Raw genomic sequence first — 17942 nt, 5'->3', positions numbered from 1 at the left:
TCAAAGCAAGGCTTAGATCGTCCAGATCGCGCCCCTGATTAATCTGTTTGCCGAGTTTTAAAAGCGATGCGAGCGAGCTTACGTTACCGATAAACTCGTGCCCTGCGACGTTTTTGTCCTTCAAAAAATCATCTATTTTGCTGATGATACGCATCTTTTCGGATGTGAACCAATACTGCGGCTTGTTTTCGTTGGCGGCGTACTCGGCTTCGAAATCGCCAAAATCGTCGCTCGCGGTGGAATTCTGCTCTAAATTTACGGCGCGGGTTTGATCTGAATTTGCGCTGCCGCTTGGCTGTGCTGCCGCGACGGAGCTTTGCGCGATAAAATTTTGATCATTTAAATTTTGCACCGTGGCGGTAGAATTCTGAGTGGCGGAATTTTGCGCGATAGAATTTTGCCGAGTAGAATTTGCCGCAAAATTTCGCCCAGCGGGATTGGAATTTTCGCCGCTCTTAAAATTTGCGCTACCGCTTGCGGAATTTTCACTCTCGCTAGCAGGATCTGCGCCGCCTGCGCTTTTAAATTTAACGACGATATCAAGCGGGATCGTTCCGCCGAGATTCGTGTCTATGACTTCCATGCCCGCGCGAATGTCGGTGCTTTTTTTGAAGTAGCCGATGAAGCTGTTTTCGACGCGCAGCTGCGAGATGCCGTATAGCCCAAAGATCACCGCCGCAGCGCACACGCCGTAGACCGCGCCTCTGCTACGTAGCGCCGTTTCGGCGCACCAAAGCGTAAATTTAAAGTGCTGCTCGAAGCTGCGGTTATTGTGCGTGCACCTTAGAAGCGACATAACCGCGCCAAATACTCCAAATGCCGTAACTAGCGAGATACTGATGCCTACGCTCATCATAATTCCCAGAGAAATTACGGGTTTTATATCGCAAAAAATTAGCGACATAAAGCCGATAACGGTCGTAAAGATCGCGAAAAAGCAGGGTCTTGCGCGCTCGCGCAGCACCGCATAAACGAGCTGGCGCTGCGAAAAGGCGTGAAAGCGCGCGCTAAACTCGCGGTAGGCGACGATTAGGTGGATACAGACCGAAACTGTGATGATGAGTTGAAGCGCTATGAAATTTGAGCTAATGACCGTGACCTCAAAGCTCAAAAAGCCGAATAATCCCGCTGCGAGCACGACCGAATACGCGCAGATGATAAGCGGCAGCAGGATAAATTTCGCCTGTCTAAAAAATAGCCAAAAGCAAGCCAGCAGAAGTACCAAAGCGCCGAGTCCGTAGGTCGCCAGATCCGAGCGGACGTAGCCCACCATGTCGTCGGCGATCATATTCAGTCCGCCTAGAAACAATCGGTCGCCCGCAAATTCCTTCTCAAAGCCTTCGATCAGCGCGCGCAAAGCCATGATGTCGCGGTGATCCTTTTCGCGCAGCTCGTCGCGGTAGGATTTGAAATTTTGCTCCGAAGCTTTAAGCGCATCTTTGAGCTGTGAAATTTGAGCCCCCGAGCGGTTGCCCTCGTGCTCTGCTTGCTCTAGAGCGCTTTTAGCCTCGTTCCTTAGGTGCAAAAGCTCCTCGTAGCGGGTCTGCGGTTTTAAATTTATTAAAATTGCGGTAGTGCGAAAATCGGCGCTTACTAAATTTGACGCGTAAAAGGGGCTCGTGGTAAACTCGCGCCTAGCCGCGGTTAAATTTACGTCCGCGTCGGTAAGAGTGGGTATGTGCTTAAGCAGCTCGCTCATACCGCCACCTTTGTTTAGCAAAAGCGGCACATTCGTGATGTCCGTGACGCTAGCGACGAAATCCAGCTTAGAAAAAGCGGCATCCATCTGCGCTATCTTGCGGATCGTCTCGGGCGCTAAAAGATCGCCCGCGGGAGTGTATGCAAGCACCAAGAAATTCGGCGTTTCGTAGCGTTTGGATACTTCGCGCCAAATTTGAAGGTCTTTGTCATTATCTAGCAGAAGTGTCTGGCTCGAAGCGTCTATCTCTAGCTTTGTGGAGTAATATCCGAAAAACAGCGCCAGCACCGTAAACAGCGCGAGCGTGATTTTCGGAAACGCGACGATTAAGCGAAAAATTTTTTTCAAATACCGCTCTTTTAGGCGCGCTGCTATTCGCCGCTATTGATGACGGTGGAATTTAGCCGCTTTATGAGTTCGTCAAAGCCCAAGCTTTGCGTTACGTCGCCTAGCTGCGAGCGATAGGTCTGAATTAGGCTAACGCCCACGATATCGACATCGTAGATGCGCCAATCAGAGCCGTTAGGATAAAATTTAAAATCAATGTCGTAGTTTTTCTGCTCGCCGATGACCTGCGTTTTTAGCACGCGGCGCTTATCGCTCGGGCTTTGTTTGCTTAGCACCTTCATATCCTGATCGGTATAAAGCGAAAGTTTTTCGATAAACGAGCGCTTAAGATGCGCTTCGAAAGCTTTATTAAATTCCGCAATCTGCGCCGGGCTAAGGCTTGCGTAATGTTTAGCAAGTGAAAGCTTTGCCATCATTTTATAATCAAAATAGTCGTCAAAAAGTGCAAAAATTTTCGCTGGCTTTGCGTCTTTCGGGGTGCTGCTTCGCATAATGCCTACGGCCTCGGCGACCTTTTGGCTCATCACGGGCTCGATATCCGCATCGCTAATAGCGTGCGCCGAAATCAAAAGTGCTCCGCAAAGCGCTAGAACTTTTAAAATTTTCATTTTCATTCCTTTATTAATTTCTCGCGATTTTGCTCGTAAGCATCGCGTAAGAACGGATACAGATCCACCGCATCTTTGGTCATTTTTTCATAAAATTTCGGATCGCGCGAGTAGTCGTTAAATATTCTAAATCCGTTGACGGAGTTTCGAACGGTGCCATCTTTAATATAATTTATCGGGTTTGAAAAATAATCTCCGACAAGTCCTGCTGTATCGCGTAGATTGCTTTGTCCTAAGATCGGCCAGACGATGTGCGGACCCGCCGGCACGCCCCAATATCCGAGCGTCTGCCCGAAATCCTCGTCGTGGCGCGGAATCCCGTAGTATTTGCCCGCCATATCATTAAGCCCGCCGAAGCCGACGGTCGAATTGATCAAAAATCGCTTCGTCTCGTCCCAAGAATTTTCAAATTTGCCCTGCAACAGGTTGTTTACGAGTCTCATCGGATATAAAATATTATAGAAAAAATTTGAAAATGCCCCCTGGATCGGATCCGGCATCACGTAGTCGTAACCGCTGGCTACGGGGGTTAGTATATATGAGTAAAATACGTCGTTGAAGCTCGTCATAACGCGGTTATAGCCGCTAAGCGGATCGAAAACTTCGCGCTTGGCAAACTCCTCGTCAAAACCATCCGTATCGCCGCTAGGCGCCGCGTCTTGCTTCTGTGAGCAACCGCAAAGCGCTAAGGCTGCGGCTAGGAATAGAATTTTTATAAATTTCAAATTGCAAACCTTCCTTATAAATCAAAGTGGCGATTTTACAAGTTTAAAGAAATTTTGTCAATAAAGGTAAAATTTCATATAGAATTTCCCTCTTTATATCGCAGAATAAAGCCTGCAGCTCTTTAAGAAATATATCAGAGGATATATTATAAAATCACGTGAAAGTAAATAAGAAAGGATGAAAATGGATGCAAAATTTGCTTTGGAATTCCTGCTTGGCAACAAAGCATCGCTTTTAGCCAAACACATTAAGCTGCTTAAGGCCGTAGATGAGACTAAAAGTATTACAAAGGCCGCAGAGATCGTAGGAGTGTCGTATAAAAACGGCTGGGACGCGCTAAATTTAATCAACAACGCGAGCAAAAAACCCCTCATCGTCCGCACTCAAGGCACAAAGAAAAATAGCGGCTCGGAGCTCACTCCATACGCTCACAAGCTGATTCGCGCTTATGATGCTATTAGCCACGCGGGCGAGACGTTTTTGAGTGAAATTTTAAAGCTTGACGAGATCACCGAAGAGAGCCTTTTGAGCTTAGAGAAGATCGGTATGAAGCTTTCTGCGCGAAATCAGTTAAGCGTTGAGATTATGGATGTTCAAACAGGCGCTGTAAATTCTCAAATCACGGCTAAGCTCGCAGGCGGCGAAATTTTATGCGCGACAGTAACCGTAGAGAGCGAAAAGAATTTAGGGCTGAAAGCTGGCAAGGACGTGCTGTTTTTATTCAAAGCCCCAAGCGTCATCATCGCTAAAGGAAGCTCGGAGAAGCTAAAACTTAGCACGACGAATCAAATCAAAGGCACGATTAACGAGGTCAAAATCGGCGCGGTAAACGCAGAGATCTGTCTAGGCACAAGCTCGCATCAAAATATCACTGCGATCATCACGCGAGAATTTGCCACCGCGATGGCTCTAGGAGTAGGAGATGAAGTAACGGCGATCATCGAGCCTAGCGAGATCATTATTGGCGCGTAATAGGGTGAAATTGGGTGCGCAAAATTTTAAAATTTAAGGCGTAAATTTAAAATTTTAGATACAATTCAATTTTCGGCGAGAGCCGAAACGAAAGGCGTAAAATGAAGTTAAAAGCAGTGCTTTTAGGAATTTTAACCGCAAGCGCGCTTAGCGCAGGCGAGGTCAGCATCGCAGCCGCTGCAAACACGACGTATGCGTTTGACGAGATCAAAGCGGAATTTGCCAAGCTACATCCGCAAACCACGCTAAACGTGAGCTTGGGCGCTAGCGGAGCGCTTAGTGCGCAGATTAAAAACGGCGCTCCGTTTGATATTTTTATGGCGGCGGATATGAAATTTGCAGACGATCTGCATAAAGAGGGCTTTGCGACGGCGCCTGCCAAAACTTACGCCAAAGGCAAAGTGGCGATGTTTAGCGTGCGTAGCGTAGATCTTAGCAAGGGGCTTGAAGCTTTAAAAGACCCTAGCGTTAAAACGATTTCGATAGCAAATCCAAAGACCGCTCCTTACGGCACTGCAAGCGTACAGGCCTTTCAAAAAGCGGGAGTTTACGATGAGATCAAAGGCAAAATCGTAGAAGCAAAATCGATCGGCGAGGCACTTTCGCAAGCGCTTAAAGCTTCCGACGTCGGCTTTATCGCGGCTAGCGCGATGTATGCGCCTAAGATGGCAAAGGACGGCTGCAACGATAAGCCTTGCAAAGAGGGCGAAAATTTCGTCTTAGTCGATACCAAGCTCTACGAGCCGATAGCTCAAGGCATGGTCGTGCTAAACCGCGCCAAAGACAATGCCGAAGCCAAGGCGTTTTATGATTTTATCCTAAGCGATAAGGGCAGGGCGATCTTTGCTAAATACGGATACGAGTTTTAATGATTAGAGCGAGAATCAACGAAATTTTACAAAAAGACGGCATCCATTCTGTAGGATTTATCGCGGGCGGCATCAAGCTACGTGGCGTATTTCTGCAGCTAAGTAGCGAGCTTAAGGTGGGTAGCGAAGTTTACGTGGGCTTTAAAAGCACTGATGTGCTTTTATCTCGCGAAGCCCTAAGTGGTGTATCTAGCGAAAATGAAATTCACGGCAAGATTACGAGCTTAAGCTTGGGCGAAATTCTATGCACGCTCAGGTTTGAAGGCAAGATAAGCTTTGATGTGCTCATTAGCGCGCATTCTGCGCAGGAGCTTGCTTTACGCGAGGGCGACGAGGTTTTCGCATACGTTAGCGCCACTGCGATATATATAGAAAAATATGATAACGATTGATTGTAAGAAAAAAATCAGTGATGATTTCTCGATTGATACTCGCTTAGAGATTAACAAAGGCTCGTTTGTGTGCCTATATGGGCGCAGCGGCAGCGGTAAGACTACACTGCTGCGCATTTTGGCTGGATTTTTGCGCGCAGATAGTGGTAGCATAAAAGACGGCGATCGCGTGCTACAAGAAGGCAATGAATTCTTAAGTGCGGGCAAGCGCAGGATCGGCTTTTTGTTTCAAGACTACGCACTTTTTGAGAATATGAGCGTGACGGGCAATCTACTTTTTGCCAGAAACGATCCGCAAAAAGCTGCGATGCTGCTTGAAATTTTAGAGCTTAGCGAGTTTGCAAAATCTGGCGTAGAGGGTCTTAGCGGCGGACAGAAGCAGCGCGTAGCACTTGCTCGCGCACTGATGCAAGAGCCTGAAATTTTGCTACTTGACGAGCCGCTTTCGGCGCTTGATTTTACGATGCGTGAAAAAATCCAAGAGTATTTGCTAAAGATCCACGAGCAGTTTCATCAGACCGTGATCTTGGTAAGCCACGACGTAAGCGAGATTTATAGGCTTTGCAAGCGAGTTTATGAGATGAAGGACGGCAGGATCGTCCGCACCGGTACGCCGGAGGAAATTTTCCTTAAAACTAGTGGCTCACAGAAGTTTTCTTTCGTGGGCAAGATTGTCGATTTACAAGCACGCGACGGGGTCAAAGTGGCTGTCGTAGCGATCGGCAGTCAGCTGTGCGAAGTGGTGCTAAGCAATGCAGAAGCCGATGGCTTGCAAGTAGGCGATGAGGTCAAAGCGGGTGCCAAAGCCTTTAATATCACTCTGTGTAAAATTTAAACTTGCAGACAAGCTTTTAGGTGCGCCTAAGTAGGAAACTTCAACTAGATTAGAGATTTAAATACAGGCTTTTATGGAATTTAGACGAGGGATTTTGCGAAATTTTAGCTAGATTTGCCCGCAAAATACGGTGAGATTTTAAAATTTCATTCGCATCGCGTTTAGATTTTCATGAAACATAAAAATTTAAACGCAGGCTAGAGTAAAACCGCAACGCGAGACTAGATAGCGTGGGGGCTAAGCTTTAAATTTTAGATTTTGTGCAGGTAGGCGCCGTTAAATTCCTTCTTCTAATTTATTGATTGGTGCGGTGGGTTTATTTTTAAATTTGGCGGCTTTTAGCTTACTTTTTTGGCAGGAGTTGCGCGAATTCTATCATGCGATTTTGGTAAAAAATTTAATGTGAAGCTTCGCGCAAACTTAAAATTTTTAGATTTAGAATTTCACCTGGATTTTGTGACTTTGAAATTTTAAAAGCTTTAACGGCTTGAAGCTTGCGTGTTAAACTCGCTTAATAAGAGTTGCAGCAAAATTTCATTAACTGGGTCTTTTGGGTTTATGCGAAATTTTAAAATTTTGTTTTGTCAGGCTCAATGTAATTCCACTAAGTTGTTCAGAGAATGCCGTTTGGCTATATCTTGCGTGAAATTTGCGCTCAGATAAATCCTGCCCGCTTAAGTTTTAAAGCTAAGCTAAGCTTTTTGGAATTTAGCTCAGCAAAATTCGTGACCTTAAAAATTTGCCAGCTTGGGTAGAGCTTAAAAGCTCAGCAGGATTTGCACGCTTGAAGGAATTTATTAGCCAAGCAATTTTATAAAATTCCGCCCAGTTTGGCTTGCACGGAATTTCCAAAATTTCATTTGGCTAAAGCTCTTGCGCAGCTAGCTCTGCGCAGAATTTTTCAAAATTTCATTTTGCAAAGCCTTATGACTATGAGGTTTGCGTAAATTCTATCTAGCTTTGCCTCTAAATTTTAAAGTAGGGCTAGGCTTTTAAGATTTTATAGTTTGGGCCCAGTGGCTCGGCTCGGAGGATAAATGTTTGAAATTCTAAAGGGGCTCGATTACACGCCGTTTCTCGTTTCATTAAAGCTTGCCAGCTTGACGACGCTCGCGTTGTTTGTCATCTGCGTGCCGCTCGCATTTTTTATGGCGAGAAAAAATTTCCGCGGCAAAAGCGTGATCGAATCGATCATCTCGCTTCCGCTAGTGCTTCCGCCATCGGTGCTAGGGTTTTACCTGCTCGTTTTTCTATCGCCGTATTCGGTGCTGGGCGAGTTTTTTGACAAACACTTCGGACTTCGGCTCGTATTTAATTTCAGCGGGCTCGTGATTGCGAGCTGTATCTACTCGCTGCCGTTTATGTTTTCGCCGCTGGTTTCGGGCTTTCGCTCGCTTCCGCGCTCGCTTTTTTGGGCGTGCGATTCGCTCGGTAAGGGCTATTTTTCCAAGCTTTTTCGCGTCGCGTTGCCCGCGATACGCCACTCTCTGCTTAGCGCGCTAGTGATCTGTTTTGCGCACACGATGGGCGAGTTTGGCGTCGTGCTGATGATCGGCGGCAGCGTAAGCGAGCAGACCAAGGTTGCCTCCATTGCGATTTATGAAGCGACCGAGACGCTCGATTTTGCGCAGGCTCACGCGTATTCGGCACTGATGCTGCTCTTTAGCTTCGCCGTGCTTTTGATCATGCATTTTTTGGGCGCAAAAGGCGCAAAAACACAAGCTTAAATCGGCTTTAAAACGAAATTTGCTAAAATCCCGCAAAATTTGGAATTTGGCATGAAAAACAAAAAAGACTTCGTTACCGAAAGATTTAACGCCGCCTTGATTCTAGGCGCTGCGCTGCTTACACTTGTAGTAGTTTGCGAGATTAGCTTTTTGCGCGCTAGGATCGCTACGCAGCTTGATTTGCGGACGCGCACGGCGATTACTTTACTTAAAAATACCGACGAGTCGCTTTTTAGCGAGCTTGAAATTCTAAAAGAAACTATCATTTCTTTGGACGTAAGGCACGAAGCTATGCAAAGCAAGCTTTATGCGGATTTGATCCGTAATGTCGTAAAATCTTCTCATAGATTTGACGCTATTTTTTATCTGCGCGCCCGCGGCGCGGAGCAGGAGAGCTTGGCGCATTTTTCATCGGATGCGCGTATTTCGGATCTTGGCGAGATACGGCTTGCGGATATCGCAAGCGAGCTAAAAAAGGGTGAATGGGTATCGCGCTATATGATGATGAATGGGGCGTGGCGGTATTTTTTGATCAAGCGCGTAAATGCCGATTCATATCTGCTAGGCTTTGCCAACACCGCTAGGCCGATTGCCAGGCTTTCTTCGCTGGGTGATATTTTGGTCTTTAACGCCGAAGGTAAATTTTTTAACGCTCCTGGCAGTGTAACCGATATATTAGGGCAGGATTTTGATTTTTCGCGCCTAGGCGAAGTGGTAAGCTTCGAAGACGAATCTGGGCTAAGCTTTGCCTATCTTGCGAAATTTGGAGATAATTTCGTAATGGCTCGCGAACGAGCCGGCTATTTTTTAGGCGCGGACGATTTTATCGTTGTAGCGCTGGCAGTAGCGATTTTAGCTTATTCAATCCTTCTAATTTCAAATTTTACGTTTTTAAAAAAGCGCATTTTTATCCCGCTTGCGGCAGTTCAAAACGCGCTGCGCCAAGGGGATTATCACTCCAAAATCCGCGATATAGAAGCGCTAAATCCGCTAAGCTCCGTCTTAGAAATTTCTAAATCCATAGATGAGGTTTTGAAGTCTAATCTGCGCCACGGCGATTTTAGCCTCAGCTTTAAAGATGCGCTAAAATACAGCTCTCTTTCAGTGCTTAGCATCGATAACGTAGCAGGTACGATCGAAAGCGCTAGCAACGGCGCACGCGAGCTTTACGGCGATGACGTCGTAGGACGGAATATCTTCGCGCTGCAAGCAGGCTCGTTTTATGATCACGCCTATCAAACCCAGCGCGCAAACTATGTCAAAGAAAACTATGTTGTAACCCGCCAAGAGACCAAAAATGGCGTCAAAGACCTTTATGTTAAAAAATCTTATATCCGCGACGGAAGTAAAATTTCAACCCTTTTTGTGGTACTGGATGCGTCAAAATATCGCAGATTTTACGATGAAACTAAGCAAAAATATGAGTATTTAAATCACGCGCCTATCGTTACGCTCGTGTTTGACTACACTTCGGGCAAGATCGTAGATGCTAGTAAAAATATAAAAGAGCTTTGGGGCTACGAAGCGGCGCAGTTTTTAAGCGGCGAGATAAGGCTATGGGATTTGCTAGATGAAAAGGATGCGAATGAGGCCAAAAATGAAATTTTAAACCGCTTAGCCGATATGCCTTCAGAAGAGCTAAGCTTTTCTCAAAGCTATAAAATTCGCCACAATGACAATATCCGCTATAGCTACGAAGTGAGCATCTATGTCAAAAAGTCCGCCGCCAGGGCTGCGTTTTATTTTCAAAATATTGATGACGATGTCAAAACGATCCGCGGCTTGCAGGAGGATTTGGACTTTTATCGCACCGTAATCGAGACTAGGAATTTTTGTACCTGCTTAATCGATCTTGACGCGCAGACGTTATCGTTTGATAGCAATTATTTTAAAATTTTAAAATATCGCGGCAAAAGGCTAAACACTGCGATGAGCTTTGGGGAGTTTAGTTATGAAATTTACTTCGCGGATTTAGAGAATTTCAATAAAATGATCCGCGAATGTACCGCCGGGCTTAGGAGCGATTTTAGCTGCGAATTCCGTCTGCGAAACGCCGCTAATGCCTATACTTGGATTAGTATGCAAGGCTACGTCACCGAAAAGCACGGCTCTCGCTCGCGCCTTGTAAAAACTACGCTCGAAGATATCAGCTCGCGCAAACAGACGGAGCTGGAGTTAAATTTAAACGCCAACGTCTTTTCGCGCTCCTTAGAAGCGATCTTAATTACAGACGAGAACGGTCGCGTATTGCGCGCTAATAACGCTTTTTATGAAATCACCGGTTACAATGAGAACCAGACTATCGGCAAAATTCCAAATTTCTTCGCTCCTACCGAGGGCGGGGCAGACGTGATGGAGAGGATTAGAAAAAATCTCGTCGGCAAACAAACCTCTTACAAAGATGAAATTTACGGACTGAAAAGAGGTGGTGGCACCTTTCCTGCGTTATTTACGGCAATTGCGATAAAGGATGATTTTTCGCTTACCTCAAATTTCATTTTGATGTTTACCGAAATTTCGCAGATCAAGCAAAAAGAGAGCGAGCTAGCCAAGATCGCCCATCACGACGCGCTTACCGGGCTTCCGAATAGAGTGTATTTTATGAAGGCTGCGCAGAGATTTACGGCAAATTCGGGCGAAAATTCCAAGCTTATGGCGGTGCTTTTCATCGATTTTGACGGCTTTAAGGCGATCAACGACACCTACGGGCACGAGGTCGGCGATATGTTTTTGCAAGCGATCTCAAAAGCGATGAGAGGGCTACTGCGTAAAGGCGATATCTTGGCGCGCTTAGGCGGCGATGAGTTTGGCGCCATTATCGGCGATCTGCAAAGCAAGGACGCCGCGCATGTGCTATTAGACCGTCTGCTTGGAATTTCAAAGATGAAATTTAATCTTAAAGGCAATGAGATCAGCGCAAGCATCAGCGTTGGCGCAGCGTTTTACGACGGCAGCGAAAAGATCGATTTTCCAGGACTTTTATCGCGCGCGGATAGGGCGATGTATCGCGCTAAAACGAGCGGCAAAAACCGTTACTGCATCTTTGAGCGCGCCGAAGCGAACGAGCCTAGCGAAGATGGAATTTCTGCGGCTATCGAAGAGGGAGAATTTTTTGTGCTCTATCAGCCGATAATCAGCGGAGCTCAAATTTACGGCTACGAGCTTCTTTTGCGTTGGAACCGAGGCAAAGCAGGAATTCTTGCCCCGCAGGATTTTGCGCAGATATTAAGCGAGCCGCGATTTGAGTTGCCAATCTCAAAATTTGCGTTTTCAAAGATGATGGAATTTAATGCTCAAACGGGTGCAAACTGCTCTATAAACGTAAGTCTAGCCGTGCTTGCAAACGACGAATTTTACGATTTCGTAGCTCACAGCTTGCGAGACAGAGCTAATGCAAAAGGCGAGTTGATGTTTGAGATAACCGATTTTAGCGAGCAAAATTTTAAGGAATTCGCCCCTGCGCGTGGGCGTTATGCAGATCTTGGGGTTAAATTTGCTCTTAATAGTGCAAATAAAAGCAATATCCCATTCCTGAATGCCCAGCCTTTCGATGTCGTTAAAATCGACCGCGAGCTCTGTCTTGACATAGGCAAGAAAAAAAATGCTATCCGAACGATGGTGGAGATCACAGGCAAGCTAAAGCGGGAGTTTGGTTTTGCTCTCGGCGCTCAAGGGGTCGAAAACGCGCTGTCGCTGCGGCTCTTAAACAATTTGAAATTTAACTATCTGCAGGGAAATTTTATCGCCAAAGCTCTGGATCGCAGAGAGATAGACGCTTTCATCGCGCGCTTTAAAGACACGCCCAAGCTCGCAGCCATCGATAAAGATGAGTTTATTAGCTTTTTAAACGCGCTTGATTACAAGGAGCTTGCCTTAAGCTTTATCGCGCGCGGTCAAACGGGCGAGCTTAGCCCCGGAGAGTTTGAAAGCTTCAAAACGAAATTCGGCGAAATTTTAAATAAAACCCAAAGCGCAGGCAGCGAAAAATTTGCGCTAAATACAGAAATACGTAAGCAAATTTTAGATATTCTTTCGCTTGATTATCGCGCTTTAGTAAGCTTCATCTCGGGCTTTAGGGCGCGACTGGATCAGTTTATAAGCGATTTGGAGGCAGCATGATAGATAGCGTTAGCGCCGATTTCGATCACGAGATACCAAACGGCTCGAGGCTGTATTTCGGAAAGAGCGCGCAGCTCAAGCGCGAGCTGGAAAATAAAGCGAGCGAAATCCTCGTTAAAAACGGCTTTAGCGAAATTTTAACGCCATATTTTTCATATCATCAGCACCTAAGCGTCGCGCCGCAAAAGCTTCTTAAGCTCTCCGACCCCACGAACCACGAGCTCGCGCTTCGCGCAGACAGCACCGTGGACGTCGTGCGCATCGTGCGCAAGCGGCTGAAAGACGATAAGCTAAGGCGGCTATTTTACATACAGCCGACCTTTAAATATCCAAGCGACGAGTTTTATCAGATCGGCGCGGAGCTGATCGGGGAGAAAAATCTGCCGCTTGCGATCAAAATCGCGCAGGAATTTTTTAAAGAATTTGATCTTGTGCCCGCGCTTCAGCTAAGCAATATCGAAATTCCTAAAAAAATTTGCGAAATTTTAAACCTGCCGCTTGAAATTTTTGAAAAGGGTAAGATTGAGACGCTGCTTGAGCAAAATTTGCCTTGGCTGGACGCTACGGCTCGCGCCACATCACTAAAGGACGTGCAAGCTCTGCGCACGCAGGTGCCTGAAGAGCTAAAGCCGTGTTTGGATGAAATTTTAAATTTAGGCGTAGATTACGAGCATATCCGCGTTTCGCTGCTGTATTACTCCAAAATGCGCTATTACGATGCGCTATTTTTTAGATTTTTAGATGCGGGCGCGGTGTATTGTAACGGCGGAAATTACGAAATAGACGGGCTAAAATCCAGCGGCTTTGCGCTGCTAGTGGATGCTTTGATAGAAAAAATTATGCAAAAGGATGAAAAATGAGCAAAGTTGACGTAGTCATCGGCGCCCAGTGGGGCGATGAGGGTAAGGGTAAGATCGTAGATATGATAAGCGCGAATTACGATTTCGTATGCCGCAGCAGCGGCGGGCACAACGCAGGCCACACCATCGTTATAAACGGCGAGAAATTTGCGCTGCATCTAGTTCCTAGCGGCGTGCTTCACAAAAATATCATTAACATCATCGGAAACGGCGTCGTCATCAACCCCGACGTGCTGATTACCGAGATGGCGCAGTTTGAAAATTTAAAGGGCAGATTTTTCATAAGCGAGAAGGCGTTTTTAAATTTACAGTATCACTCGCTGATCGATCAGGCACGCGAAAAGAGCAAGGGCGAGCTTGCGATCGGCACCACCGGCAAGGGCATAGGGCCTGCGTATGCCGATAAGATCGCGCGCACGGGACACCGCGTAGTGGAGCTTTTGGAGCCAGAAAGGCTCGCCGAGGCGCTATCGCGCGATTTTGCTTCGCATGAGAGCGTTTTTGAAAAAGCGGGGGTTAAAATTCCTAGCAAGATTGAAATTTACGAGGAGCTAAAGCGCTATAAAAGCGCGCTCGAGCCATACATCGCCGACACCACGCACATGCTGTGGAAGGCGCTTGATTACGATAAGCGCGTGCTCGTAGAGGGCGCGCAAGGAAGCTTGCTTGATATCGATCACGGCACCTATCCTTACGTCACGAGCTCGACGACTATCGCGGGCGGGGCTTGCAGCGGGCTCGGGCTCGCGCCGAAAGACATCGGCACGGTGATGGGAATTTTAAAAGCCTATACCACCCGCGTGGGCAACGGCGCGTTTCCTACCGAGGATAAAGGCCCGCAAGGCGAGGCGATGCGCGAGATCGGCAAAGAGTACGGCACCACGACGGGCAGGGCGCGTCGCTGCGGCTGGTTCGACGGAGTAGCTACGAAATACGCCGTGCGCCTTAGCGGCATCGACAAGCTCGCGCTGATGAAGCTTGATGTCCTAGACGGCTTTGAGAGCATTAAAATTTGCCGCGCATATCGCTACAAGGGTGAGGAGATCGATTATTTTCCGATCGATTTGGAGGCTACCGAGCCGGTTTATGAGCAGATGCCTGGCTGGGATAGCGTCAAGGGAATTTCAAAATTTGAGGATCTGCCACAAAACGCGCAAAATTATATCCGCAAAATAGAGGAGCTAAGCGGCGCGAAGGTGGGCTTCATCTCTACCAGTCCGGAAAGAAGCGACACGATAATTTTATAAAATCGGGCGGAATTTTAAGAATTTTAAAATTCCGCCGTTTGCAAACGCGGGCGGCGCGACCGCTCATAGAATTGAATTTAAAGGAACGATCATGCGAATACGACTACCACACGTGCCATATATCGCGCATAAAATAGCGCTGGATCTGCTAAACTCGGGCTGCGTTACGCTGAGTGCAGGCATAGAGCCCGTCGCCAAGGAAGCGGACGAGATCATAAGGGGCGATCTGCAAAAAGAAAGAGCGATAGACGAGCGCGCAAACGAGCTGATAGATGAGCGCATAAGCGAGCTAGATGAGATGAGCGTGAATAAAAAAGATATGTTTTGGCTCATCAAACGCCACATCGCAAACGACGAGAATTTCGAGCTAAATTTTGAGGATCGCTACGGCACCATATCGCATAAAATTTTAGAAACCGTTTGGAAGAAAAATTTGATCGATTACAAAGTCTCCGAAAACAGGCTAAAGACGATAATTTATAACGCGATCGAGGAGTATTTGAAAAGCTACCAAAAGATCGAGGACGAGGTCTATGAAAAGATCGAGGGCTACAAGCAAAAATTGATCCCAGGTACCGAAGAATACGAGCTTGTGTTTGAAAAGCTCTACGAAGAGGAGCTAAGAAAACGGGGCATGCTGTAATGAACGCGTATATCTACATAGAAAACGGCATCTATCTGCAAGCCAAGGCGTTCGGCAAAGGCGGCAGCGCATTCGGCGAGCTCGTGTTTAACACCTCCGCCACCGGCTACGAAGAGATCATCTCAGATCCGAGCTACGCGGGGCAGTTTATCATTTTTACGATGCCAGAAATCGGCATCGTAGGCATCAACGAAAACGACAAAGAAAGCTCCAAAATCCACGCAAGCGGAATTTTCGTAAGAAATTTTAACAACGAGCCTTCAAATTTCCGCTCGCAGATGAGCTTGGAGGATTATTTTCTGCAAAACGGAAAATTCGGCGTTTACGACATCGACACTAGATTTTTAACCAAAATGCTGCGCGATCAGGGCAGCCTGCGCGCCTTCGTTTCGACCGAGATCAGCGATAAGGCGGCTCTTAAAAAGGCGCTTAGCGAGTCTGCGCGCATAGAGGAGATCAACTACGTAAGCATCGTAAGCACGAAGGCGCCGTACAAGCACACATCGGGTCGCTGGAACGCCGAGCGCGGAAGCTACGCCCAGCCCGCAAGCTGCGGCAAAAAGATAGCCGTGATCGATTACGGCGTCAAGCGAAACATTCTCAACGAGCTTTGCGATCTGGGGCTCGGAGTAGAGGTTTTTCCGCACGACGTTACGGCAGAGAGCCTGATTGCTAAGCTTAAAGAGGGGCAGATCGACGGCGTGTTTTTATCAAACGGCCCGGGCGAGCCGCGCATGCTCAAAGAGGAGATCGCGCAGATTAAAAAGATGATCCAGGCGCGCGTGCCGATTTTTGGAATTTGTCTGGGCCATCAGCTGTTAAGCAACGCGATGGGATATGAAACCTATAAGCTGAAATTCGGTCAGCACGGCGCAAACCACCCCGTGCAAAACCTGCGCACCAAATCGATCGAGATCACCGCGCAAAACCACAACTACAACGTCCCCGAGACGATCGCGCAGATCTGCGAGATCACGCACCGCAATCTTTTCGACGGCACGATCGAGGGGGTGAGATACAGAGACTATCCCGTATTTTCGGTGCAGCACCACCCCGAAGCCAGCGCGGGGCCTACAGAAAGCAAATATATCTTCAAAGAATTTCTTGAAATTTTATGATTTTTGAAATTTTGTCTGCATGAAATTTTACCGCGGTCGCGCGGTAAAATTTTAAATTTATGGCAAGCTTTAAATTTTAATGCGGTCTTTGCGTCGTAAATTTAAAGCCTGTCGCAGCCTGGATAATCGCAAGTCGGAGTAGTGAGTAAAGCACGCTTTTGCGAACTAAGGATTGCCGCGGTGATTTTGGATTAAGCAGCTTTTTGGATGAAACAGATTTGCGCTAGTCGCGATTTTAAATTTAAAACCGGTTGCGCGCCACATGCTTTTCATTCGTGTGATTTCGTGTCCGTATAACTTCTAAGCTCGCAGCTAAATTTCATGCGTTTTAAATTTAAAAATTGGGCTTGGTGCGCTTAGCTCTTTCAAAATAGATCCTGCGGTACATTTCGCGCAGTCTTAAGCCGTTTAAATTTAGAAGTCGTCTTGTTGCCGTCAAGTTATGCAAATAAACGCCTTGCCGCCTGTAAAATTTTATCTAACGTCGCCCGCCCGTTAAAGTCTTATTGACGCAATTTTGCCAGTTATGCCCTAGTTTTTGATAAACTATACCCGCCCTTCAAACCTTATCGGCGCCGCTTCATTTCCCTCTAAAAGCCATTTGCCTAAAATAAAATTCCACTCCGCCGCGTAGTGAAATTTTACCTGCGCCAGCTTTAAAATTTTACTTTCAGCCGCTCTTAAATCTTTTTCGCACCGATAAGATTTAGCTTGCGTTATTTTAATTTTGCCCCATTCCTAGGCTGTGATTTTTATCCATGCTTCTTTTTTAATTCCGCCCATATTTGCACCTAAAATAAGAGTTGTGTTACTTTATGAAATTAAATTTTTAACTTAACATTATTTTAAGCTCAATAAAAGAGAAAATTTGAAAGAATTTCGTTTGAAATTTCGCCTTGAGGGGTCTGCTATGAGCTGCGCTTTAAAAGAGCTGGACGTCTTGCTAGTCGAGGATGATACTAAATTACTAGCCTCGCTGCATAAGGCGTTTGAGGGTATTTTTAACAACGTTTACAATGCCCAAAACGGGCTTGAAGGTGTAAAAAAATTCAAAAAATTTAGCCCTAATCTCGTCATTACCGATATTTTAATGCCGATCGAGGATGGACTTGAGATGATACGTCAGATTAAGCAGATCTTTCCGCATGCCCCTATCGTGGTGCTTAGCGGCTTCAGTAGGGAGGAGCAACTAAAAGGCGTTATGGAGATTGGCGTCGAGCGGTATTACTTTAAGCCGGTAGATATCGCCGCATTTGTGCTAGAGATAAGTGCATTGATGAAGTCTAAGCTGGACTCGGTACGAGTCGTAAATATGGGCGCAGGCTACGTATTTGACGGGCTTCGTCGTATTTTGCTGAAGGATGGCGAGCAGATCGTGCTTACTAAAAAGGAGCTTTCTTTTGTCTCGCTGCTAGCCAGTCGCGTGGGTGAGCTGGTGCTTTACGAGGAGATCAAGCGTTATGTTTGGACCGAAGGAGCCGTGAGTGATACGGCGCTTCGCACCTTCGTCAAGCGTATCCGCGATAAAGTGGGTGGTGAAATCATAAAAAACGTCCCGAGCCTGGGATACAAGATCGAGCTTGAGCCAGCTTAAATTTGATCGCGTTTTTGCCGCTTTGTAATTTACGGAATCCACTCGTAAAATTTTGCGTCGAAATATGTCGCGATTAATGCGGAGCGAGGTAGAATTCCGCGCTCAAAGCGCCACAGATTAAAATTTTACGCTCATCCAACTTGCTAAATTTGACTTGATAAAATTTAGCCTCTCAAGCTTTTCAA

14 protein-coding genes are annotated in these 17942 nt (G+C 46.6%); 11 read left to right on the top strand and 3 right to left on the bottom strand.

Going from position 1 to position 17942, the window contains the following annotated elements; translation table 11 throughout:
- The 3 genes from Q0369_RS04165 to Q0369_RS04155 form a co-directional block, all read right to left on the bottom strand.
- The coding region (locus Q0369_RS04165; RefSeq protein WP_298096389.1) for an MMPL family transporter at nt 1-2047 on the bottom strand (2047 nt) is incomplete at its 3' end.
- A gap of 23 nt (nt 2048-2070) precedes the next feature.
- Nucleotides 2071-2655, bottom strand: a complete 585-nt coding sequence (locus tag Q0369_RS04160; RefSeq protein WP_297905513.1) for an ABC transporter substrate-binding protein — start codon at nt 2653-2655, stop codon at nt 2071-2073.
- Between the two features lie 2 nt (nt 2656-2657).
- On the bottom strand, nt 2658-3380 hold the full coding sequence (locus Q0369_RS04155; protein ID WP_298096386.1) for a VacJ family lipoprotein: 723 nt from the start codon (nt 3378-3380) through the stop codon (nt 2658-2660).
- A gap of 184 nt (nt 3381-3564) precedes the next feature.
- Here Q0369_RS04155 and Q0369_RS04150 point away from each other — a divergent pair, with 184 nt between their 5' ends.
- From Q0369_RS04150 to Q0369_RS04100, 11 genes are all read left to right on the top strand, one after another.
- On the top strand, nt 3565-4353 hold the full coding sequence (locus tag Q0369_RS04150; RefSeq protein ID WP_298096383.1) for a TOBE domain-containing protein: 789 nt from the start codon (nt 3565-3567) through the stop codon (nt 4351-4353).
- A gap of 101 nt (nt 4354-4454) precedes the next feature.
- Entirely contained in the window at nt 4455-5222 is a 768-nt protein-coding gene (modA, locus tag Q0369_RS04145) for a molybdate ABC transporter substrate-binding protein (RefSeq protein WP_298096380.1), read from the top strand.
- Nucleotides 5222-5614, top strand: a complete 393-nt coding sequence (locus Q0369_RS04140) for a hypothetical protein (RefSeq protein WP_298096377.1) — start codon at nt 5222-5224, stop codon at nt 5612-5614. Before modA ends, Q0369_RS04140 begins: the two co-directional genes overlap by 1 nt.
- Nucleotides 5601-6449, top strand: a complete 849-nt coding sequence (locus Q0369_RS04135; RefSeq protein WP_298096374.1) for an ABC transporter ATP-binding protein — start codon at nt 5601-5603, stop codon at nt 6447-6449. The genes Q0369_RS04140 and Q0369_RS04135 overlap by 14 nt, the downstream gene beginning before the upstream one ends.
- Before the next feature lie 1037 nt (nt 6450-7486).
- The gene (gene modB / locus Q0369_RS04130) at nt 7487-8176 is read left to right on the top strand and encodes a molybdate ABC transporter permease subunit (protein WP_298096371.1); all 690 of its coding nucleotides are present in this window, start codon (nt 7487-7489) and stop codon (nt 8174-8176) included.
- 51 nt (nt 8177-8227) lie between these two features.
- Complete coding sequence (locus tag Q0369_RS04125) at nt 8228-12295, top strand: diguanylate cyclase (RefSeq protein WP_298096368.1); 4068 nt, start codon at nt 8228-8230, stop codon at nt 12293-12295.
- Nucleotides 12292-13155 (top strand): ATP phosphoribosyltransferase regulatory subunit, encoded by an 864-nt coding sequence (locus tag Q0369_RS04120; RefSeq protein ID WP_298096364.1) that lies wholly within the window; start codon nt 12292-12294, stop codon nt 13153-13155. The genes Q0369_RS04125 and Q0369_RS04120 overlap by 4 nt, the downstream gene beginning before the upstream one ends.
- Nucleotides 13152-14402: an adenylosuccinate synthase gene (locus Q0369_RS04115; RefSeq protein WP_298096361.1), complete on the top strand. Its 1251-nt coding sequence runs from the start codon at nt 13152-13154 to the stop codon at nt 14400-14402. The genes Q0369_RS04120 and Q0369_RS04115 overlap by 4 nt, the downstream gene beginning before the upstream one ends.
- Nucleotides 14403-14493: 91 nt before the next feature.
- Nucleotides 14494-15045: a DUF507 family protein gene (locus tag Q0369_RS04110; RefSeq protein ID WP_298096358.1), complete on the top strand. Its 552-nt coding sequence runs from the start codon at nt 14494-14496 to the stop codon at nt 15043-15045.
- The gene (gene carA, locus Q0369_RS04105; RefSeq protein ID WP_298096356.1) at nt 15045-16163 is read left to right on the top strand and encodes a glutamine-hydrolyzing carbamoyl-phosphate synthase small subunit; all 1119 of its coding nucleotides are present in this window, start codon (nt 15045-15047) and stop codon (nt 16161-16163) included. Before Q0369_RS04110 ends, carA begins: the two co-directional genes overlap by 1 nt.
- A gap of 910 nt (nt 16164-17073) precedes the next feature.
- A complete protein-coding gene (locus tag Q0369_RS04100; protein ID WP_177389441.1) occupies nt 17074-17757 on the top strand; it encodes a response regulator transcription factor in 684 nt (227 codons plus the stop codon).
- Nucleotides 17758-17942: the final 185 nt, after the last annotated feature.

It is taken from the genome of uncultured Campylobacter sp., from assembly GCF_938030685.1.
Taxonomy (GTDB): Bacteria; Campylobacterota; Campylobacteria; order Campylobacterales; family Campylobacteraceae; genus Campylobacter_B.
The sequence above is the reverse complement of the archived record's forward strand: the minus strand, read 5'-3'. Positions and strand labels throughout refer to the sequence as shown.